An 18,706-nucleotide genomic window follows, 5' to 3' on the forward strand; every position below is an offset into this window, starting at 1 on the left:
AGATCGGCTTAGTTAACTGTACACACCATAGTCTATTCTCCCTAAAACGGTTTTTACCAGGGCAATTCCGGTGGTAGTGTCCAGCAAACTGAGCGGTGTACTATTACTCAATTCTTGCAGTGGAAGGCGCAACCACTCATTGAAACTAGTTTGATCTTCGAAAACTTCTAATCCGTAAGCTGCTAGGTCTTTTAGTAACAGTAAACGTTCAGAAGCTACCAAGTTTAAAACGCCGTTCAACTTTAAGCGGTGATACGTCCTTATCGAAATAGTCAGCAGAGGTGCCATCTCTTTATCTGTGATATCAAGGATATTGGCAAGCTGCTGAGCTAATGAAATCGGCAGGTTTTGTCTCACGCGCTCAATGTCTTCGTCGGCTGGAGCTGGTAGTTTATTGTCCTTTAAGAAATTGGCTGGTCGGGGTACGTCGACTGGTATCGGTTTTGATTCTAGAGAAGATAACACGGTGCGATACCGTTTAATGGCAGCATAAATCTCCTCCAATTGCTCACGCCATGAAATCAATAACTCATCCTCAGGCAATTCTCCACGTAAAGCTGATAGGTCGTCAGTTGGGTATAATAGCCCTTCTTTATTAAGCAAGCCTTTAATCTCCCCCTGTTGGGCGACAACACTGTTGGTGTCAATATAGCGGCCGTTTTTGGCCAAGTATTTACGGTTAAGTCTTTCGTTAAGCTGGTTAAAAAGTTCGTACGCAGTCTCGAGTAAAAAAACAAGATCTTTCACCGCTTTGCCCATACCTTGGTTCAGGTCTTCCGATACCTGCACTGTAGGAGTTCTGCAAAGTATCAGTTTTTTAATATCCTCGGGATCAGTCAGAGTTTTTATCATAGTGCAAATGTAAGTGCCATTTGGCACTTATGCAACTATAGCAACAAACGGGTTGCGTAATGAGGTTTCGTTTGAGTAACGAATGAGAAAAAATGATTACTCTTGTTCCGAAAGCACTATGTTAGATAGTTTTCGGGTCTCAGAAAAGATCTACTGCAAGACAACCAGTCAGGAGCACAAGCTGGATAAGGTTGTGGACGCTCTCAGCAAAGACCTCTTGCGGGCTATTGGGTATCAGCCAGGCTGAAACAAGACAAAGCCCTGTCGTATTGGCTGAGGCGTTCCAACCGTTTGTCAACCAGCGGAATCTTTGTAGATAATTCCCCGCTAAATATTACAAGCATGAAACGCGTATTCTATCTTCTCCTCTTACTGGGTAGTTCAATGAGCTGTCACAAGGATGGTGTGGATGCCATCCAAGAAGCTAATGCTACAATTATCAGCGATGTTTCAGGCCCTTATGCTGGTTGCTCGTATAATTATGCCCTGTTGCTAGAAGGCGATGCTGAATTTCACTTTCACTATACGAAAGATGTACCCCAAGCCTTCAGTAAGCCGGGCACACTGGTCAGAATACAGTATAAACTAGATGAGTCGTGTAAGGAACAGACACCCCGGCCAACCAATATCATCACCATCACCTCTATTAGAAGTCGGTAAACATCGACCCTAATACGGCTAACTTAGAAAAGAAGCTAGAAAGAATAGTGGACGCCCTGAATAAAGACCCGTTACAGGCGGCGGGGTATAAGCCAGTCTAAAACAATGATGTCGCTTTGATAACAGGGCAAATAGCCACTTACCTACGTTAAGCCCCTTTTAACTCATTACATCAATCAGAATAGTAACTTGCCGCATATCAACGGGGAGGCATACAGCTCCCTACTGGTGTGGATAGAAGCGGAAAGCAGGCTGACAGTATTGGTCTGCTTTTCATGTTATTATACATCATTGTTAACACAGGAAAAGCCGCCCGATTGCTCAGGCGGCTCTCCTATCTATTACTGAACGAGCTATACCTCTAGCTTTATCATATCAGAATAAGCCAGACCCTACCGGTACCAGATAGGCTTCAGTCTCCAGCTACCATTAAGTCAATTGGCTTCCTTAAATAATAATAAGTCAGTATACTCACATCTTAATGGGTAGCCATAGTGACCCGCTAGACATGGTGAAGAACTACTTGTGGTTATGAATCAGTAGTTAATAGTTCTACGAGCTAGCACCCTTTACTAGTTGGGTGGATATACAGCGAAGGCGTGTAGGCCAGCATTCCGGTGACAGATAGTACGTCTCTGTGAATGAGCTTAGATTTATGTTACGTTCTGTTAAAACTTACATTCGACAGTTTGTACATCCCTAGATGGAGAGCAATGTTTGTGGAGAGTATTCGCTGACGAATCGCACGCTATAGAAGGCAGACGACCGCAAGTCGAGTGACGCTTCACGCTCCCATTACTTAACTCTAATTAGCAAAGCGCATATTACAATGAATGTCAAAATAAAATAGCAACATGATTAGTGAATCGATTTTTTCGCTTAAGGCAATATGGGATTTTATTAGTCCTATACTGAGTGATAATTTAAAAGAGAGGGCAAAACTACAATCTCCTGAAGAATTAGGGAAAAAGTATGCCTTTGAGCTATTTCAACGCTTAGAAAAAGTTGAGTTCTTAAGTAATGAATTCGTTTTTTCATTAAAAGCTTTTGTCGACATCATGTCAAATAACCCAAATCTTGAAAGTCAACAAATTGCAAAAGAGAAACTTACTATTTGTATTAATAATCTCGCCGTAGAAATAGAAAACTTAAGTTATGGATTAGAGGATTTATATCCTCAGTTATCTATCCACTTACCAGATTTTGTCGAGCAAATCAAATACTATATTTATGACAGATCAAACAATATTTTAGAGATCAACGAAAAAATAATAGCCGAAAAAATCAGGCGACTCAATTTAGACAGTTTTGCACAAAAGAAAATTGAAGACTTAAAGATTATATATGAAAAGGCTATTGAGAACAACATAAAAATATCTAATTGTATAAATATTTTGAGATCATTTCTTGCAAAGCAATACTTATTTAAGGAAAGTTTCTATAGATGAATTTCTACATTTAAGGTGTGCATTAACAATTCACTCCACGTAGGGTAGCTTCCCGGTGACAGGAAGTTCGTCTCAAGGGAGAGCGAGCAGCCCAACCGACGGGGGGTAAAGGTCGTAACGTACCTGAGTTTGGCCTATCTTTCGTCCACCATCAGCCTTTGCGGATGTTGGACGGCCCATTCAAGTAAGTGGATGTTTCGCGTTCCGGTCGACAGAATAATAGCTTGATAGTGAATGTTATAGTCTCGCTCTTAGCTGAGTTAATAAAGGTTGTAGAATTAGTATGACACTGCTTAACCTATGAACGACAAGGTTAAAACCTATCTCAGCAACATGGTAGTGTTTCTGATCATGTCAGGAGCGATGTGGATTTTTTAAGAGCTGATGGTTCTGTTGATAGGTAGTGATAGTGACTAGTTCAGGTGTAGGATACCTGTTGACAGGTTAATCCCCGTTCGACAGAACGCTTTGGCTGGTGTGTCGCGTCTGGTCGGACAGGTCGTCCATCATGGTCAGCACGTCGACAAACGCGTTTTGGCCGACACGAGAACGTACCTGAGCGGCACCGTTTGACAACCTCGGCTTGTTTTGCTCGGCCTCTCTCGGCTTAATTGGATTGCGCGTTGTTGGTCAGCGCTGCTGGGTCTACTTACCTCGGACAGAAAACAAAACTGCCCGGTTAGTCTGAGCGGCACCCAACGTGGCAAAGGGTGTAAAGGTTGTCGCGTTCCAGTTGGCATCGCGGATTAAAAGATCAAAGTCTAAAGCCGTAGACATCCTTCAAGTTTGACGAAAAAGGGACTTCATTATGAAGTCCCATATCTAACAAAGATATTGAAACGACTCAGTAAATGAAGACGTTTGCGGGTTAAAGCAACTTGTTTTTAGGGGGTAAGCTTAAGCGAACAGAGATAACAAGAAAAGCCGCCCAATTGCTCAGGCGGCTTTTCTTTATGTGAGTTATTGGATAAAGGCAACTAGCCACAACTAACTCTGACACACACCGAATATAGCATTAAGTAATCGACTATTTCTTTTTACTTACAATGACAGCGCGAGTCCCTTTGCTGTCTGTCACATCTAGATTAAGATTCGTGCCATCAGCGGTACCTGTTTTGGTAGTGCCGCTGTACAGATCCGAGCCTTTCACCTCAAACGTGCCCAAGTCTGTTGGTGAATCAGCTTGACCGGTTGCTTTGAGCAAAAACACGATTCCTACTGTGGTAGACGTTTTTTTGGTTGTTGTTAGTTGGCCCGAAAGTGTAGTAACCACTCCGGCATTAGTAGTTGATGTGGGAAGCGTAAACGTAACACTAGTCCCTCCAGAGCTAGTTTGCCTGAGAGACGAGACTTCATAAGTACCTGCAACAGTAGAAGCAGCATCAGGCGCTACAGTGTCTGTGCCTTTCTTTCCGCAAGCGGCAATCGTTACGAACAACAAAAGGTAAATTACTTTCTTCATTGTATACTAATTTATCAGATGAATGTGCAACTTAATAAACAGATCGTATACAGCAAAAAAACACGTACCTATCCCTCATTTGAACAAGTAATCGTCAGTGGCCGGATTCGTGGCAATGATTATGAACTTCAGGCAGCCCGGACGGCTCGGCAAAGTAAGCAACTGGGGCGGGGGTAACCTATTTCACACCACAAAGCCGCCCAGTTGCTCAGGCGGCTTTGTTATAAACTACTGATCATGCAATCTTTATGACCCTAACGGCTTAAGTTAAGCAAGTCGATATAGTACCTTAAAGACGCTTGCCCTCTTCTACCGTTTAGTCAATTGCTTGCCGCACATGATAATAAGTCAGTATACTCGTCTTCTAAAGGGCAGTCAAAGTAACCCGTAATGCGGAGCAAAGAACTATTTATAGTTGTGAATCAGTAGTTTATAGTTCTGTGATTCCGCGCCCTTAACTATGTTGGGTGATTTATGTGATGTGAACGAATTTGTACTGATATTGAATAGAGTTCGTGACAAAGAGCTTTCATTTTCTAGTACAAAGTTCATCTTGCAAGATGAAACCTAGGTTAGCTTAGTATGACAAATTATGAAAGTTGTAATTGAAACGAAATAACAATGAAATTACAGATTTTCTATCGCCATTTTTTGTAGAGTTAAAGTCGTAAGCATTCTTTCAGTACTAAAGAAAATAAAGCATAATGGAAGACAAAGTACAAATTGAAATAAGCGGCTTAGAAGAGTATAATCAATCGCTTAAAAGAGAAATGGGTTTTATGAGAAATACCCATAAAGAGAAAACCTTTTCTATTCGTTGGAGAATGTTTTCAATATATATAATTTTAGCTTTTCTTCTGTTTGGTTTTGCGTACATTAATTTTCTTAATACTACATATTCTATTCGATTAAATAGTTTAATAGATATATCCAAAGTAAATCTAAATATATTTATTATATCTATTGCCGCCCCTGGAGTTGTGCTCTTTATATATTATTATCTTAAATTCACTGATGAACGAGATAAACTAAGATCGGAATTAGATTATTTTGAAAATAGAATCCAAGATAATCAAAATAGAATAAATCGCTTGTTAAATAGAGATAATACTAATGTAATACCATATCAAGATAATTTATCAGTCAATGATAAGAACATCGATACATCAGTCAACCAGTTGATTAGTAATAAACAAGCTATTACAATCGATGATATATTGTCAGATTGTAGAGAATCTCGTGATAGATTAATTAAAGAAGTCGATAATCTTAAAAGTCGAGGTGTGATTAATTTAGGAATTGGTTCAGCGCTAACTGTGGTTGGAATTGGCATTCTGCTCTTTTCTCTGTTGACAAAAAATAACGACGGTACTATTAAACCAGAGCTTAAAGTGATTGATTTGATGAATTTTTATTTGTCGCGAATTACCACAGTCATTTTTGTAGAGATATTCTCATTTTTCTTTTTAAGACTTTACAGAAATAGTCTATCGGATATAAAATATTATCAGAATGAGCTTACTACTCTAGAGGCAAAATTTCTCTCACTAAAATCAGCTTTGTACATAAACCAACCAGAGGTAAAGGTATATGTTATTCATGAAATATTAAAAACTGAAAGGAATATATTAATAAATTCTGATCAAACTAACTTAATTAACAGCTTGCTTAAATCAGAGAATGAAAGAGATCGAAGTTTTACAGACAGTTTTAAGGGTGTTTTAGAGAGCTTGTCAAACTTTATTGACAAGAAAGAAAAATCTTAATTATGTGATAGTTTTATTCACAATTATTTAAGCTGGCAATACTACTGCTATTTGAATAAGATGACTTTATACCTTCATAAGGCATCTGCGAATCTAAATTCCTCATTACGATCAAAATGATATTAAATTTTTAAGTTATATATATCATCAATTATCTTTGAAGTCTCTTATTAAATTAACTGCTAATTCCTGCGGAATTATTCTATCAGTTAAAATCTATTGATCCGTGAGTAAGCCTGTAAAGTTGGACAAGGTAACTAAGGCTACTGTCCAGCCCGGTGGGCCAATTGAGATAAAAACGCTTTACGGACTAATTCACGGGTCAATAATTAACCATTGATCCTGCTGTGGATACAGTCACGTGTTAATATTAGTTTAATTCTACAATAAGACGTTTGACATTAATCTGCCAATAAAAGAAACTATTCAGACTTTCGCCTCTCATCTTGCTTCTCTGCGTTAATACCGATTATTGATTCTAACCGTTTGGTTCTTTCGTAACGATGGATATACCATTCTTTCAATAACATTTCATTCAAAGCAATAAGAACCTTAGCCTCGTTTGGATCAACATCAACAATTAAGTTAATGTCATTTTCCATGTGAGCGCCAATATTACCAATTTGCCTAACAGCGTGGATTGCTTGCCATGTAATAGGATCTACCTTATTTTCTATAGCCTTAATTTCATTGAAGAGTGTTTTTTCGCCAGTCACATTAAAGAAATCTCTTATCATTCCTTGCAAACATCTTCTTGAAAGTGTAGCAGATGCCTTGGGACTTAATTCTAAAATCAGACAGGCTTCCTCATAGTCTTGTCTAATCGGCAACGGGATATATTCAGGAAATGACTTTGCACTTGATGCCGGTATTAATTGCCATGACATTAAGGGTTCGCTGTATACATTCTTGCTCATATTATCATAATATGTATGTAGGGCTACACTTAAGCTTGCTTTCTTACACTCATCATTGATACATACTATCCATTTGACTATGGCTGCCTTTTTCTGGTATAGTCCAGAGATGCTAATGTATGTGGGTTCTGGCTTTCCGCCTATAACAATTATTGATGAGTTAAACCCTTCAGCTTCAACACTTAAATTACATTCCGCTTGTGATGTGTTACGGTAAGAGATGGTCATTGCATTATTACAATATGGACAAATCCAATTCATATTAACCTTGCTTTTAGATTGTTCTTTTTCTCAAGCCTATGTAGTTAGTCGCAAGTTGGCACAGACATATGCTGTACTGATGAAACTTAAGATAACTCAACGCTAACGTAGCACGCAATAATATTGTATCCTATCGCTCGTAACGTAAAACACTAACTTGCATGGACGGGTAACCCACGACCGCAAAGGTTGATGGTGGCCTATCTTGTCTTGGGGCCACCATCAACCTTTGCGCCTTTACTTTACACCTTTGCCTGTATTGGGTCCCGCTCTAGCTAGAGCCGGGCTGTTTCCTGTCCGAGGAAAGTGGATCCTGCAATACTAACCAACAACGCACAAATCCAAACAAGTCGAGAGGGGCCGCTAACTGTCAAGCCGAGGCTGTCAGGCGGTGGCGCTCAGGTACGTTGCCTTGTCAGGCAAAACGCATTTTGTAACGTTCTATCCAGCGGTGACCAGCCTATCACTGAGTGCGTGGCAAGCCAACTTATTAGCATATCAAGTAGCCAATTGTTGGCTAAACAGTAGATTGAGGCAATGGCCGTACTCCTCAATTGGCGATTCATGCATCAGCAATCTTTCCCAGCTTCTCTTCCAGGTTGATCGTATTAGGGTCTAGTATAAGATAGCAACACAATCGTAACATAGTATCATATCGCTACTAGACGCGGAACGTTCGATTCACAGATTAATCCTGCTCCTATCAGTTGAGTAATAAGTTAGGTCATCGTACATATCGTACAAAATAGGATTGTACATGACGTAATCGTGAAATACGTACAGCTTACTGCTAAATCCACTTTTAAAATTACCGCTTAATAACACTCTAATAAATCATAGTAAGTCAATACTACTATAAACTAAGATAGATGCAGAACAAAATCCTATTTTAGTCCTATTATATAGGAAATTATCCCAGTTTAGATCAATGTATAGTCATCTTTATGAATTTTGGCAGTGCACAATCTGTATCACGAAAAAGACAAAGTGAAACGGATTATTTCTTAGCATGTTAAGTAATATGCGCATTCACAAGGTGTTTTTTTCAAATTATGTGTTTTTAATGTCTCATCGCTAAAATCAATTAGTACATGCCTAATTTATTACAAATACAGAACTACCACAAGAAATATAAGCCTAACTCTGCCTTAGCTAGAATAGATAATCCATTAGAGCCCAAGGGCTTACCTCTACCTACATCAGATCGGTTTGAAAAATCTTTTCAAAATTTAGCTTCTAAATTAGGAATTGAATATGAAAAACATTTTGAATTGGGTATAGAAGCGGAAGTTGTCATGGTATACATTGACATCTGTTCATTCTCAAAACGTTTTGCCACAATGCCTTCTGGTGAACTCTCTATTTTCCTCGATAAATACTACGAAAAGGTTATTCCTATTATATATAATTATGATGGTGAAATAGAAAGAATAATGGGTGACGGTATAATTGCTATTTTCGGTCCTCCATTTTGCAATAAGTCATTTCTTGAATTAGTTTCAAATGCACTTATTTGTTCTTTAGAAGTACTATCAATCACTAATGATACAGATTTTTATTCAAAAATTGCATTGCATTCAGGCGACATTAAATACTATAAAAATAAAATAACGCAATATCCAGATTACACTATTATTGGCAAACCTTTGACTGAGTTATATAGATTAGAATCTATAGCCAGTGATAAGGAGGTAGTTTTCTATTCATTCACAAATTTGAACGTAAAGATCGAGAAAATGCTTGATATGATTCCTGATTTAAAAAATCACATCAAATGGTTTCCAAATGAGAACAAAAAGATCGAGCCACCTCTAAAGGGTGTGGATTTCAAGTACACTAAATCGATTAGTTTATGAGTGTTCGCAATATACTTGCTTCTATATCTCAGGAAATTGATGATATATTTTCTTACGGTTTTAATATTAATGTCTCTTCTACAACTTCGGTACCGAGCTTTGATGATCCCGTATTAACGTTTGAATCAGGAAAACAAAAGCAAGCTAAAGAGGTAACAACTTGCGTATTGTTTATTGATATACGTAATTCAACTCAGCTCAATCTTAAATATGATGCGAAGGAACTAGCTAAGTTATACACTGCTTTTACTAAAGGCATGATTATAGCCGCAGATTTTCACGGTGGTAAAATTCGTAATATTATTGGCGACCGCATAATGGTTGTATTTCCACAAGCGGCTTGCTTCACTTCTGCTGTAGATTGTGCTATCACAATGAACATGGTGTCTGCTCAAATTAACAATGCCTTTAAGGGGGCTAAATTTGAATGCGGTATAGGGATTGATTATGGAAAAATGCTAGTCTTAAAAACTGGTTTATATAGAAGAGGCGATGAACGAAACACTAACAGAAACCTAGTCTGGCTAGGAGAACCGGCCAATATTGCCTCGAAGCTTACCGATATGGCCAATAAAACGGTAGATAAACATAAAGTAAGTATAGTAAGAAGTGTGTTCAACTTCTGGCATGATTACAAACCGAGATTTATCAGGGGGACACTAGCCTCCGCTTTGGCAGCTAATACATCGCAAAGTCAGTTTGTTGATCGATCAGAAAGTTATGATCCCCTTGGATTTATAAAGTTGTTAGAATGGAATAAAACCAAAAGTGCTCTAGAGACGAGAGCAAGTGTATTAAAAGAGTTTAACTTCGAAACCCAATCAGTAAAGACGCCTTCTATATTAATTACGCAGCCTGTATATGATGGTTTCAAACTTCACAATCCTACCAGAAATGATATAACGGATCGATTATGGAAAAGACAAGATCTAACTGTCCCTAATTACAAAAATAATATTTTGGGTTCCTCGCTAACTTGGAAGATATAATAAATGGCTAGTATGAACGACGATTTGAAGGCTATTTTTGCTAATGTAAATGACTGGCTGAAATACGCAGAGACAAAAAATGCAACCCTTGTTGCTTTTAACGGGGCGTCTATTTTTGGTCTGTTGCAAGCATGGAGCGTTGTGCCCAGTCACGAAATTATTTTTATTGATGTAATTCTACTGGCTTTCTCTGCTTTGCTATCAATTATTTCTTTTGTTCCACGTTTATCTACAGTTTTGAGTAATAAAAAGTACGGGAGCCAAGAATGGAATAACGCAAAGAATATAGTTAATATCCTATATTTTGACGACCTCTCAAAATTATCATCCGCTCAATTTGTTGAACTTTATGAACTAAGGATAAATGGTACCTTCCACCCGGTCGGCATAGACTTGAATTTGATAGATCAGATAATAATAAATTCAGAAATTGCAATTAAGAAAAATCGTTGGTTTGGCTTATCAGTTCGAATATCCATCTTGACAATTCTATTTAATATGGTCTATGCTTGCCATTTAGCTTTTGGTTGGTTCAATATATAGAAGAAATTTTGTCCGAACGTTTACATTAACCATTTCAGAATTCGTTAGTTGGTACAATTATCACTGGACGGCAGACCGGATAACCGAATTAAACAGGGTTAAGAGTGTGTTCGACCTACTTGGTAAAATGGCCCGGCCTTACATCATATAGGCCGGGCCATTTTACTTAATCAACCTCATTTGCTGTTACCCATAGTCGCTTTGCCTTTGCACCGTGTGTATCTGTTCTACTGTGACAGATCGCACATAGCGTCCGCCCGTTACTTACCCGCCAGATCAGTTCACATTCTGCCGCTTCTTCTAAGCTGTTGATTTGGTAGTTGTGAATGATTGCCGATAGTGGGTATATGTGATCTACCTGTAAGCGGCCCTTGTTCCCGCATTCCCGGCAACGGTAACGGTCAAGCTTGAGCACCTTCCTACGCCAGTCTAGGTATAGCGGTGTGGTTCGTAGTTTCTCGATTAACGCCTTGCGAAGGTCGGCATCATAATTAATCAGCACTACGCGAAAGGTTACGGGCTTACATGATCGCTCTTTGGGGGCTGGCTTTTTGGCCTTTTTCAATGATCGTAACGCCCGGTTTACGTCTGTTTCTGGCAAGTCGAACCGTAGGGCGATTTCGTGGGGCGGTTCGCCACTTTGGTAGGCATCACGGATGAGCCATTTTGTAGCGGCGTTCATACGGCAGGGACGGGGTCCATATACTGCCATTTATAGCCACCGTGTGATTCTTTGATTTGATCTCGTTTGGTGTCATTGTTGAAATAATAGCCCCGACAAGCGGCCTGAATGCTAGCCATGCCTAAACCGGTTGACTCTGCCGCTACTTTAGCTGAGGGCCATACTTCAATCACCTCACCTGTCGAAAGATTGATTTGCGCAACGTGCTTTTGTCGTTTCTGAGCGGCGGCCTCAATCAGTTCTTTACTGTTTAGAATCGGTCCGCGCTTAAGCAAGGCTATCCGCATTCTTTCCCGCGTCTCAGTACCCGGAAGAGTCCGACCTTTTGCGGCTGTAGACATTTTGGCCCGCGTTTCAGGACTGGCTTGTTTCTTCCAGTTTGGGTTTAACGGGCCAATAAAGCGACCTATCATTCGCTTGCGATGAGCCTCAACCACTTCGGGCCGCTGTTTTATACCTCTGGTAGTGCCCGCTTTTGGGGTAAGATTATATCCAATAGTCGGATTACAGGCTTGATAAAACTCTATCCAATACGTTTCGCGGTCAATTAATATTTTGACCGTTTCAGTGCGCTCTATTACCTCGAAATCAAAGTTGCCAATACCATACTTTATCAATGCACCGGGGAAGCCCGCCCCTTTTTTAAACATCCTAGCATGACCGCAGTATCGTTGGTAAATATTTTTGGCCGAGCCAATATAAACCTTACTATTTATGCGGTTGGTAAATTTGTAAACACCCGCGTAAGTGTGCCCCTTCAAATCCAAAGGTGTATAGTTAGGGGTGAACAACGAAGGAGTAGCCTTTTGTCTACCTAAATCTATTCCCTGCTTTTCTAAGAATAAGCAAACCCGGTACGTTTCCAGATTCATTTGATCTGCAATAGCCTCAAGAGTCGAACCGTGTATATAAAGGTTTGCAATCTGAATACCTAGCTTATGATCCCACCGGCTCTCTTTCCGGCGTGATATGCCCCGCTTTTGTAATGCCTTGCAAATAACAGGAATACTAAATCCTATCGCCTTGCTTATATCGACTGTACTTGCACCCTTTTTGTATTCCTCTACAACAAAATCAACCTGCGCATCATCAATTACCCGTTGCTTAACGGTGACATTTGCCCGCTTGAGTAGTTTGTAAACGAATCTTTCGGATAGACTATATTTCTGGCAAATTTCTGACACTGGACACCCGTTACAATAGTCCGTTACTACTTGTTGGTGATCTAGATTAAGGTCGTAATTCATAATGGCAAAGAGTAATAGCCCCGGCGCAATGCCGGGGCGTTTAGGTTATTCGACAAAATCAATTTCAGCCATTACTACCGAATACAGCTTGTGCAGGTAGCCGTACCGCTCGACTAGATCAATCAGGCTTTCGCCATTGCGCCGGGGATATTGATAGACGTTTATACCCCAATTCGATTGCATGCATTTGTACAGGTAACGGTACGTCTCACTCTGTGTATAGCCATATCGATCGCAGTACTCGTTCACCCGCTGGTTAATGCGCTGCCGTAGGGCTTCATCCTTCGCTGGGCGCATAGGAGGCAAAGGCAACTGGGCTGACCTTGCGCGAGCCGGACGTATACCAGCCTGAATCTTGCCCATATCAGACCGTAGTTGGTCAAGCTGGCTTTGCTGGTTAGTAAGAAGCTGGGCTTGTTGCTGGGCCAGTTGCAGTAGCAGGGTTTCGGTTGAGGCAATGGCCGGAGCTTGCATGGCCTTATTCTTGATAGCCTGAAACCAGCGACGAACCTCTTCACCCTTTTCGGTGCGAGCTAACATGCACAGCCGTTCGGCAAAGTCGGTAGAAAGGGCATAGTCTACCCCCTCTACCTGTGCCCCATTGCCTCTACTCAACATGATGTTGAGTTGTTCCCAGTCCACCCCTTGAATGGAAAAGGGGTTGTTGACGATGTTCTTCTTCGCCCACCGGGCAAACACAGCCCCGCTGAAACCGAGCGACTCGTACAACTCGCGAGCCGACACCACCGACGAACCTTGTTCATTAGTGGTAATCTGAATCAACTCGTTCATCGCTTTGGCCCTCTGGGATTTTCACCGTAGATCAACCGAAGCGTAGCAGAGCAGTGACCATTGATCAGCGACAGGTGGTCCGACAACCGCTTGATATGCTCCATATCAGCCACAAACTCACCTTCTGTCAAGTACTTGGTTAAGTTGTCCAGCGAGTAAGTACTCCGATTTTCAAATGAACCGCTCACCATATCCTTGACCTGTCCGATCAACTTTGTTTGATAGCTTAACAGGGCATCAGCCAGGAGTTCCGCCTCCGACAATGCATGTTCATTACCGGGCAGGCAAGCATCGGTACTGATCGGTAGATCGAAGGCCCGAGCCTTAGCCAATTCATTGTTGGGCGTATCTGACACGGCCCCACCATCTTGTGTGCCATAAACCAGACTCATGATCGACGCTCGTTTAGCTGGTTGACAAGCGAGGAAAGGTTGCTTAGGGCCTCAAAAGCGCGGTCGCGAAGCTCTCTAATTAATTCATCAACCGCCTCTACTTTCGCCTCTGTTTTGTTGCCTTGCGCCAGAAAAGCCCGGTAGTGTACCAATGCAGAGTGAACCAGTTCAACCTCTGAGGGGAAGTACTCGTCGTCCCTTTTCCCTCCCTGAGCCGTCAGTAAGGGGAAGTGGAGGAAGTCAGCTGATTTGACCGCTTCCTCAATAGAATTTGAATCGGCCCGGTTTGAGCCGTAGTTTTGCCTTGAGTTCATAAGAACCTTTGGGTTTGAGTGGAACAATGGCCCCTTCGCTGCTATCTGCCAAGAATGTTCAGCGTTGGGGTTTTCTATGTCTAATCAATAGCCAGTCTACCGTTAATCAGCGAGGCAACCTGACCGGTACTATATCGCTTTTTCCGTTGGCTAAATGATAGATCAAATTTAAGTCAATATTTTATTATAGCCTAATTATTGGTTGTAAAAATTTTACCATAACCTAATATTATTTTTTTACCGGGTTTAGCTTTGGCTTAAAAGATACATCAAGATCGTACCCCATAGCATCAGCTATCTTGTTAAGGGTTGATAGTGTCATGTTTTTCCTACCAGACTCAAACTGAGCGAGCGTTGAGGGAGCAATTCCCATTTTCGCCGCTAAAGCTATTTGCGACATATCCGAAGCTTTACGTAACAGCTTGATATAGTCTCCGATTTCTTTTGGTGTATTCATGTCTTTCGTATTATGCAAAGCTATAAATAGTTTACTATAACCTAATCTTAATAGGAGATTGCTTTGATAACTTTTTCACCTATTTGATATGTGCTAGAGATAGCCCACTTGATTAGCAACTAGTTACCCCTATACCCATTTATTGAAACCTGTTTTCCTCTGTGCAGTCCGGTTGATTACCTCCGGCTCTATAGAATACCTATTTATCAATGGTCACTATAAGTATAATAAAGTGACATATCGTCCATTGAGGAAGGTCAATAACGAAGCAGCTTGATGTACTTTTTTTACACAAAACTCATTCTGTACAGAACTAATTATAAGGGTAGGCGTTATTGAGTTAGTATATATTAGATCGACAAGGGCCAGTAGGCCATGAACGAAACAGCTAACAAGCTAAAACTTATCGGCCAATAGGCTTAAACACTTACGTATCAGCAAGATACACTCACCTTTATTGATTATGTCTTACTCAGTAATTACCACGCAAGATGCCCGGAAGAATTTTTCCGACATCATCAGTAAGGCGGCGTTTGGAAAAGAAGCAACAGTTATTAGCCGTTCAGGCAAAAACGTTGTAGCGGTCATCTCGTTTGAGGACTACGAGTTTTATCAACAATTAGAAGATAAGCTTGACGGCGAACTAGCAGTGGCGCGACTTGCAAAAAACAACAAACGTCACTCGCTGGAAGAGGTGGAGGCGAAATTGGGCCTCTGAGCGTACCTAGTACGGACTGGCTGCACGGGGTAGTCAGTCCGATTAATTTAATTTAAAAATGCTACCTAATTACAAAGTTGAAATTGATGATGATGCACTATCCGACCTAGAAAAGCTAACCAAAAAGGTGCAGGGTCAGATTCTTAAAGCGATCAAGAAACTAAGTACAGACCCTCGACAAGGGAACGTTACACAGTTGCGAAAGTACGATGGGTTGCACAGACTCAGAACTGGTAAATACCGGGCCATTTATGCGATAGATGATGAAGCGCACGTAGTTGTTATTATCGCCGCTGGGCATCGTAAAGATGTCTATGATATTCTTGAGCGGCGTATCAAGTAAAAACCTTTACATAAAAGGGTCAGTATTAGCCAGTTAGATAGCGTTGTGCTGGCCCTTTTATGTAATCTATTATGGAAACCAATTGGTCTGTATTCTTATAAATGCCTTGGTTTCCGTAACGATTCAGAAACAAAAATGCCCGACTGTTGAGGTCGGGCATTTTTGTTTCTATAGTAAAGTTGCCATTAAATACGGCCCTGAAGCCTGTCCATAAACCGCTGGGCAGTTTCGGCATTGAGCGGTTCCTCTTTAGTCTTGACCTTCTCAGGCTCTTTGGGGCTGTACTGGTAGCGGGGGGCATCCTGTGTCATCCGTTCCACATACGCCCACGGTAAGCCCCACATGACATAGTCCCAACTCCAGCCTGTGGCCGTGCATATAGCGCCTATGCGGCCGAAGGGGGAGGCGAGGCCGGACGATTGGGCTCTATCGGTAGCGGCTCCGTCGTCCGTCGCCGGGCCGTCAGTAATGCGATAGAGTGCGTAAAATCCGTCATATCCGCCATCAGGTTGATGAGCCTGACCATCTCCAGCATCTTACCCGGATCCACCCGGTAGAGGAAGTATTCTGTCATCCAATCCCCGAACCACTTGATCATCCACTTATCCATCAAGACGGTAATGGCCACGATACGGGCCATGCGTTCGGCGTTCTCGGCCATCAGCTTGACATTCTCAGCGGGAGAGTACTCGTGGAGCTTATGCAGATCGAAGTTCAGTCCAATCAATACCCGGCTTATGTGGGTCATGGTGCCGTAGGAAGGGCGCTTGATATGGAAGGTACGTTCGCTGGCGCCGAAGAAACGGAGCAGGCTATGCTTGGGCACCCTGAAACGGAAGGTTTGCCCGATAAGCAGATCGGCCTCCGCTCTCTCAGCCCGGATGGGGTCAAAGTCGGTTGGTAGGGGTTGCATGACTACAGGGAAAAAAGACAGCCGCCAGGCGCACTGATTGGCATCTGGCGGCTGATATGCATGGACTTACTTGGACAGCTTAGGCAGCCGACTTTTTGATCAGTTGCAGTGGACCAATGTCTGTTTTGATAGGTGCCAGCGCCGTCACGACAACAGGTATACCCAGTAGGCCTGTACGCGAGAGGTCACCGGAGATTTTAGGTGCCCACTGACCCCGTGGCATCACGATAATGAACCCTTCGAGCGTTGTTATTTTGAGGGCCAGTTCTGGGTTCAATGGATTGGCAGGCATGTTCCAGGTCTTGACAACCGGTGTGCCAGCCGATCCAACTTGCCCACCAAACAGGGTAGGCATGCTGTCAATGTCAGCATCCGCAATCTCAAAACTGGCAGTGATAGCCCCGGGCGTGGTGACAATCTTAATCGCCTGAGCATTCTCTTCCACTCGAAATTCGGTCTTGGTACCGTCAGCCATATCCAGCTTACCAGTACCCTCTTTGGTGTTACCGAAAATCAGCCAACCTGTAGTCGGCACGGCACCATCGTTGGGAATAGGAGCGTACTCAATTTTTGCAATACCATACGTTAGCGTCGACATGGTGATGATGTTTTGCGTTAGGAGAAAAATTGAAACTCAACACGTATGTTGAGGTAATGACTGTTGGTTAGCGGTTCCTCGACGATGTATTGCTTGCCGAGGGTGTAGCAGTACGCTTGCGTATAGACGCCTTCCAGTAGCTCGATAGCCAGCTGACCCAGTTCCTTGAGCCGGATCAGGTTCGCCTCGCTTTGTGACCCCTCTTCTTCCTGAATCAGTAGATCGGGTACGTAGATGTTGACATTGGCCGTGGCCAGCTGAATCTGATTCGGAGAGACGGCGATCGTATTGATCACTACGTCTTCCAGCTTGGATTTAGCGGGTCGTTTCAGTTTGCGGACCTTCCCCGTTATGGCCTCTTCCAGGTCTGAATTTTTCAGGCGCTGGGAGAGGATTGTCAGTACGTCAAGCGGCGTTTTCTTCACCTGGCAGCTAGTTGTTTTCTCAGATCAGCGATCAGTCCCGGCACGATTTGTTTGGCCAGTTGCTCGGCCGAGGTCAGGACATCCAATCCCCGACTTTCCACGTCGGCCGCGTAAGCCATCCCCGCCACGACAATCAGCACCCAACCACTCGGATATTGACCCGCCACGTCCCGGGCTACACGCTCACCGGTCGAGCCGCCCACCCCCTCACCAAAATCACTCTTCAGAACCACACCATTATAGAGAATCAGGTAGCCCACGGAAGCCCGCAGATTACCCGTCTGGTCCTGATAGGTGTTCAGCGACCGGGCTTCGTTGACGCACAGCTCACCGACGTAGGAAAGCATGCGCAGAATGACCGCATGCACCCGCCTGACTTCCTGAGCAAACGCTTCTTTGATGAACGAGTCGTTAAAACGGCGACTTAAAGCCATGCCTGAGCGTGGAGTTGAGAGGGCCTGAACTGCATGATCTCGCCCTCGGCACGTACCTCCCCGTCCGGCATGCGGACCTGCACCGATGTACCCGAGAGCAGCTTACCCGTACGTTTGGGCAACTGGATGAGGGTGTTGAACACGTAGGCTTTACCGTCTTCCAGTATCACCACCTGCCCGCGTCCGTTCTGCTCATCGCGGCACATGCCGTGTTTTACCCACGTCTCAACCGCAGGTAACCAGTCCCCTTCAGCGTTTTGCAACCGCTGGCCGATTACCAGCTTCCAGAGTTCGTAAGGATATTGTATCACCATCGATCGGTTCGACTCGTTACGGTGCCGACAGAAGCCGTAATAAGGCCCAGTTCCATGCGGAGCATGTTACAGTAAGTTGTTACTGCCACACGGTCCCATTTTACTTTATAGCCCCCTTCTTCCACATCTGGCCTTGCCAGTATGGTATCCATATGACTGATTAGAAGGGTTTTTACGGCTGGGCCTGCTGCTTTATCGTACACCTGTTCGCCGGTCAGGTCATGATCGACCAGTAGGCCGTTAAGCTCAACCTCAGAGAGGGTAAGCCCAACGGCCCCTAGCCGCGCTTCTATAATATCCTTGACAGAAGACTGCATTAGCGC

At 42.7% G+C, this 18,706-nt stretch carries 26 protein-coding genes; 9 read left to right on the top strand and 17 right to left on the bottom strand.

The genetic code is table 11. From position 1 onward, the window contains the following. Positions 1-12: 12 nt before the first annotated feature. Positions 13-852 carry an Xre family toxin-antitoxin system antitoxin gene (locus J2I46_RS01625; RefSeq protein ID WP_229379440.1) on the bottom strand — a complete coding sequence of 280 codons (840 nt, stop codon included), beginning with the start codon at positions 850-852 and terminating at the stop codon, positions 13-15. A gap of 342 nt (positions 853-1,194) precedes the next feature. Between J2I46_RS01625 and J2I46_RS01630 the strand changes: the two genes are divergently transcribed. Continuing rightward, positions 1,195-1,512, top strand: coding sequence for a hypothetical protein (locus tag J2I46_RS01630; protein WP_207327179.1), 318 nt, complete (start codon positions 1,195-1,197; stop codon positions 1,510-1,512). An 854-nt stretch (positions 1,513-2,366) separates the two neighbouring features. Further along, positions 2,367-2,960, top strand: coding sequence for a hypothetical protein (locus J2I46_RS01635; RefSeq protein WP_207327180.1), 594 nt, complete (start codon positions 2,367-2,369; stop codon positions 2,958-2,960). A gap of 444 nt (positions 2,961-3,404) precedes the next feature. Here the strand turns inward: J2I46_RS01635 and J2I46_RS33140 are convergent, their stop codons facing one another. Together J2I46_RS33140 and J2I46_RS01640 are read right to left on the bottom strand one after the other, a co-directional pair. Then, positions 3,405-3,536 carry a hypothetical protein gene (locus tag J2I46_RS33140; RefSeq protein WP_262897989.1) on the bottom strand — a complete coding sequence of 44 codons (132 nt, stop codon included), beginning with the start codon at positions 3,534-3,536 and terminating at the stop codon, positions 3,405-3,407. Between the two features lie 451 nt (positions 3,537-3,987). Then, on the bottom strand, positions 3,988-4,422 hold the full coding sequence (locus J2I46_RS01640; protein WP_207327181.1) for a hypothetical protein: 435 nt from the start codon (positions 4,420-4,422) through the stop codon (positions 3,988-3,990). Between the two features lie 18 nt (positions 4,423-4,440). On the opposite strand from J2I46_RS01640, the gene J2I46_RS01645 reads away from it, so the two are divergent. Both J2I46_RS01645 and J2I46_RS01650 read left to right on the top strand, forming a co-directional pair. Further along, on the top strand, positions 4,441-4,599 hold the full coding sequence (locus J2I46_RS01645) for a hypothetical protein (RefSeq protein WP_207327182.1): 159 nt from the start codon (positions 4,441-4,443) through the stop codon (positions 4,597-4,599). A 527-nt stretch (positions 4,600-5,126) separates the two neighbouring features. Next, positions 5,127-6,188: a hypothetical protein gene (locus tag J2I46_RS01650; RefSeq protein ID WP_207327183.1), complete on the top strand. Its 1,062-nt coding sequence runs from the start codon at positions 5,127-5,129 to the stop codon at positions 6,186-6,188. 422 nt (positions 6,189-6,610) lie between these two features. Here J2I46_RS01650 and J2I46_RS01655 read toward each other — a convergent pair whose 3' ends face one another. Further along, positions 6,611-7,333, bottom strand: a complete 723-nt coding sequence (locus tag J2I46_RS01655; protein WP_207327184.1) for a DUF4145 domain-containing protein — start codon at positions 7,331-7,333, stop codon at positions 6,611-6,613. 1,124 nt (positions 7,334-8,457) lie between these two features. Here J2I46_RS01655 and J2I46_RS01660 point away from each other — a divergent pair. The 3 genes from J2I46_RS01660 to J2I46_RS01670 are packed head-to-tail and all read left to right on the top strand — an operon-like array spanning position 8,458 to position 10,754. Continuing rightward, entirely contained in the window at positions 8,458-9,222 is a 765-nt protein-coding gene (locus J2I46_RS01660) for an adenylate/guanylate cyclase domain-containing protein (RefSeq protein ID WP_207327185.1), read from the top strand. Then, entirely contained in the window at positions 9,219-10,211 is a 993-nt protein-coding gene (locus J2I46_RS01665) for an adenylate/guanylate cyclase domain-containing protein (RefSeq protein ID WP_207327186.1), read from the top strand. Before J2I46_RS01660 ends, J2I46_RS01665 begins: the two co-directional genes overlap by 4 nt. Before the next feature lie 12 nt (positions 10,212-10,223). Beyond that, entirely contained in the window at positions 10,224-10,754 is a 531-nt protein-coding gene (locus tag J2I46_RS01670) for a Pycsar system effector family protein (protein ID WP_207327187.1), read from the top strand. Between the two features lie 166 nt (positions 10,755-10,920). Here the strand turns inward: J2I46_RS01670 and J2I46_RS01675 are convergent, their stop codons facing one another. The 6 genes from J2I46_RS01675 to J2I46_RS01700 all read right to left on the bottom strand — a co-directional run bounded on the left by J2I46_RS01675 (position 10,921) and on the right by J2I46_RS01700 (position 14,638). Beyond that, positions 10,921-11,436, bottom strand: a complete 516-nt coding sequence (locus J2I46_RS01675; RefSeq protein WP_207327188.1) for an HNH endonuclease — start codon at positions 11,434-11,436, stop codon at positions 10,921-10,923. Further along, on the bottom strand, positions 11,433-12,683 hold the full coding sequence (locus J2I46_RS01680) for a GIY-YIG nuclease family protein (protein ID WP_207327189.1): 1,251 nt from the start codon (positions 12,681-12,683) through the stop codon (positions 11,433-11,435). The genes J2I46_RS01675 and J2I46_RS01680 overlap by 4 nt, the downstream gene beginning before the upstream one ends. 45 nt (positions 12,684-12,728) lie before the next feature. Next, complete coding sequence (locus tag J2I46_RS01685) at positions 12,729-13,475, bottom strand: antA/AntB antirepressor family protein (RefSeq protein ID WP_207327190.1); 747 nt, start codon at positions 13,473-13,475, stop codon at positions 12,729-12,731. After that, on the bottom strand, positions 13,472-13,867 hold the full coding sequence (locus J2I46_RS01690; RefSeq protein WP_207327191.1) for a hypothetical protein: 396 nt from the start codon (positions 13,865-13,867) through the stop codon (positions 13,472-13,474). Before J2I46_RS01690 ends, J2I46_RS01685 begins: the two co-directional genes overlap by 4 nt. Further along, entirely contained in the window at positions 13,864-14,181 is a 318-nt protein-coding gene (locus J2I46_RS01695) for a hypothetical protein (RefSeq protein ID WP_207327192.1), read from the bottom strand. Before J2I46_RS01695 ends, J2I46_RS01690 begins: the two co-directional genes overlap by 4 nt. Positions 14,182-14,410: 229 nt before the next feature. Continuing rightward, positions 14,411-14,638 (bottom strand): helix-turn-helix domain-containing protein, encoded by a 228-nt coding sequence (locus J2I46_RS01700; protein WP_207327193.1) that lies wholly within the window; start codon positions 14,636-14,638, stop codon positions 14,411-14,413. Positions 14,639-15,101: 463 nt separating this feature from the next. Between J2I46_RS01700 and J2I46_RS01705 the strand changes: the two genes are divergently transcribed. Together J2I46_RS01705 and J2I46_RS01710 are read left to right on the top strand one after the other, a co-directional pair. Then, the gene (locus J2I46_RS01705; protein ID WP_207327194.1) at positions 15,102-15,356 is read left to right on the top strand and encodes a type II toxin-antitoxin system Phd/YefM family antitoxin; all 255 of its coding nucleotides are present in this window, start codon (positions 15,102-15,104) and stop codon (positions 15,354-15,356) included. Between the two features lie 58 nt (positions 15,357-15,414). Further along, complete coding sequence (locus tag J2I46_RS01710) at positions 15,415-15,699, top strand: type II toxin-antitoxin system RelE family toxin (RefSeq protein WP_207327195.1); 285 nt, start codon at positions 15,415-15,417, stop codon at positions 15,697-15,699. Positions 15,700-15,884: 185 nt separating this feature from the next. Here J2I46_RS01710 and J2I46_RS01715 read toward each other — a convergent pair whose 3' ends face one another. The 7 genes from J2I46_RS01715 to J2I46_RS01745 all read right to left on the bottom strand — a co-directional run bounded on the left by J2I46_RS01715 (position 15,885) and on the right by J2I46_RS01745 (position 18,700). Continuing rightward, positions 15,885-16,043 (bottom strand): hypothetical protein, encoded by a 159-nt coding sequence (locus J2I46_RS01715; protein ID WP_207327196.1) that lies wholly within the window; start codon positions 16,041-16,043, stop codon positions 15,885-15,887. Positions 16,044-16,084: 41 nt separating this feature from the next. Further along, positions 16,085-16,612: a hypothetical protein gene (locus J2I46_RS01720; protein WP_207327197.1), complete on the bottom strand. Its 528-nt coding sequence runs from the start codon at positions 16,610-16,612 to the stop codon at positions 16,085-16,087. A gap of 79 nt (positions 16,613-16,691) precedes the next feature. Then, positions 16,692-17,210, bottom strand: a complete 519-nt coding sequence (locus tag J2I46_RS01725; protein ID WP_207327198.1) for a phage tail tube protein — start codon at positions 17,208-17,210, stop codon at positions 16,692-16,694. A gap of 17 nt (positions 17,211-17,227) precedes the next feature. Then, entirely contained in the window at positions 17,228-17,635 is a 408-nt protein-coding gene (locus J2I46_RS01730) for a hypothetical protein (protein WP_207327199.1), read from the bottom strand. After that, on the bottom strand, positions 17,632-18,069 hold the full coding sequence (locus J2I46_RS01735; RefSeq protein ID WP_207327200.1) for a hypothetical protein: 438 nt from the start codon (positions 18,067-18,069) through the stop codon (positions 17,632-17,634). Before J2I46_RS01735 ends, J2I46_RS01730 begins: the two co-directional genes overlap by 4 nt. Continuing rightward, positions 18,060-18,383 (bottom strand): hypothetical protein, encoded by a 324-nt coding sequence (locus J2I46_RS01740; RefSeq protein WP_207327201.1) that lies wholly within the window; start codon positions 18,381-18,383, stop codon positions 18,060-18,062. Before J2I46_RS01740 ends, J2I46_RS01735 begins: the two co-directional genes overlap by 10 nt. Beyond that, on the bottom strand, positions 18,377-18,700 hold the full coding sequence (locus J2I46_RS01745; protein ID WP_207327202.1) for a DUF6706 family protein: 324 nt from the start codon (positions 18,698-18,700) through the stop codon (positions 18,377-18,379). The genes J2I46_RS01740 and J2I46_RS01745 overlap by 7 nt, the downstream gene beginning before the upstream one ends. Positions 18,701-18,706: the final 6 nt, after the last annotated feature.

This window comes from Fibrella forsythiae, from assembly GCF_017353175.1.
GTDB lineage: Bacteria > Bacteroidota > Bacteroidia > Cytophagales > Spirosomataceae > Fibrella > Fibrella forsythiae.

Bases quoted from the DNA above. Each gene is read 5' to 3' on its own strand.
- J2I46_RS01625 (WP_229379440.1), bottom strand. From the start codon at position 852: ATGATAAAAACTCTGACTGATCCCGAGGATATTAAAAAACTGATACTT.
- J2I46_RS01630 (WP_207327179.1), top strand. From the start codon at position 1,195: ATGAAACGCGTATTCTATCTTCTCCTCTTACTGGGTAGTTCAATGAGC.
- J2I46_RS01635 (WP_207327180.1), top strand. From the start codon at position 2,367: ATGATTAGTGAATCGATTTTTTCGCTTAAGGCAATATGGGATTTTATT.
- J2I46_RS01640 (WP_207327181.1), bottom strand. From the start codon at position 4,422: ATGAAGAAAGTAATTTACCTTTTGTTGTTCGTAACGATTGCCGCTTGC.
- J2I46_RS01645 (WP_207327182.1), top strand. From the start codon at position 4,441: ATGAATGTGCAACTTAATAAACAGATCGTATACAGCAAAAAAACACGT.
- J2I46_RS01650 (WP_207327183.1), top strand. From the start codon at position 5,127: ATGGAAGACAAAGTACAAATTGAAATAAGCGGCTTAGAAGAGTATAAT.
- J2I46_RS01655 (WP_207327184.1), bottom strand. From the start codon at position 7,333: ATGACCATCTCTTACCGTAACACATCACAAGCGGAATGTAATTTAAGT.
- J2I46_RS01660 (WP_207327185.1), top strand. From the start codon at position 8,458: ATGCCTAATTTATTACAAATACAGAACTACCACAAGAAATATAAGCCT.
- J2I46_RS01665 (WP_207327186.1), top strand. From the start codon at position 9,219: ATGAGTGTTCGCAATATACTTGCTTCTATATCTCAGGAAATTGATGAT.
- J2I46_RS01670 (WP_207327187.1), top strand. From the start codon at position 10,224: ATGAACGACGATTTGAAGGCTATTTTTGCTAATGTAAATGACTGGCTG.
- J2I46_RS01675 (WP_207327188.1), bottom strand. From the start codon at position 11,436: ATGAACGCCGCTACAAAATGGCTCATCCGTGATGCCTACCAAAGTGGC.
- J2I46_RS01680 (WP_207327189.1), bottom strand. From the start codon at position 12,683: ATGAATTACGACCTTAATCTAGATCACCAACAAGTAGTAACGGACTAT.
- J2I46_RS01685 (WP_207327190.1), bottom strand. From the start codon at position 13,475: ATGAACGAGTTGATTCAGATTACCACTAATGAACAAGGTTCGTCGGTG.
- J2I46_RS01690 (WP_207327191.1), bottom strand. From the start codon at position 13,867: ATGAGTCTGGTTTATGGCACACAAGATGGTGGGGCCGTGTCAGATACG.
- J2I46_RS01695 (WP_207327192.1), bottom strand. From the start codon at position 14,181: ATGAACTCAAGGCAAAACTACGGCTCAAACCGGGCCGATTCAAATTCT.
- J2I46_RS01700 (WP_207327193.1), bottom strand. From the start codon at position 14,638: ATGAATACACCAAAAGAAATCGGAGACTATATCAAGCTGTTACGTAAA.
- J2I46_RS01705 (WP_207327194.1), top strand. From the start codon at position 15,102: ATGTCTTACTCAGTAATTACCACGCAAGATGCCCGGAAGAATTTTTCC.
- J2I46_RS01710 (WP_207327195.1), top strand. From the start codon at position 15,415: ATGCTACCTAATTACAAAGTTGAAATTGATGATGATGCACTATCCGAC.
- J2I46_RS01715 (WP_207327196.1), bottom strand. From the start codon at position 16,043: ATGTGGGGCTTACCGTGGGCGTATGTGGAACGGATGACACAGGATGCC.
- J2I46_RS01720 (WP_207327197.1), bottom strand. From the start codon at position 16,612: ATGCAACCCCTACCAACCGACTTTGACCCCATCCGGGCTGAGAGAGCG.
- J2I46_RS01725 (WP_207327198.1), bottom strand. From the start codon at position 17,210: ATGTCGACGCTAACGTATGGTATTGCAAAAATTGAGTACGCTCCTATT.
- J2I46_RS01735 (WP_207327200.1), bottom strand. From the start codon at position 18,069: ATGGCTTTAAGTCGCCGTTTTAACGACTCGTTCATCAAAGAAGCGTTT.
- J2I46_RS01740 (WP_207327201.1), bottom strand. From the start codon at position 18,383: ATGGTGATACAATATCCTTACGAACTCTGGAAGCTGGTAATCGGCCAG.
- J2I46_RS01745 (WP_207327202.1), bottom strand. From the start codon at position 18,700: ATGCAGTCTTCTGTCAAGGATATTATAGAAGCGCGGCTAGGGGCCGTT.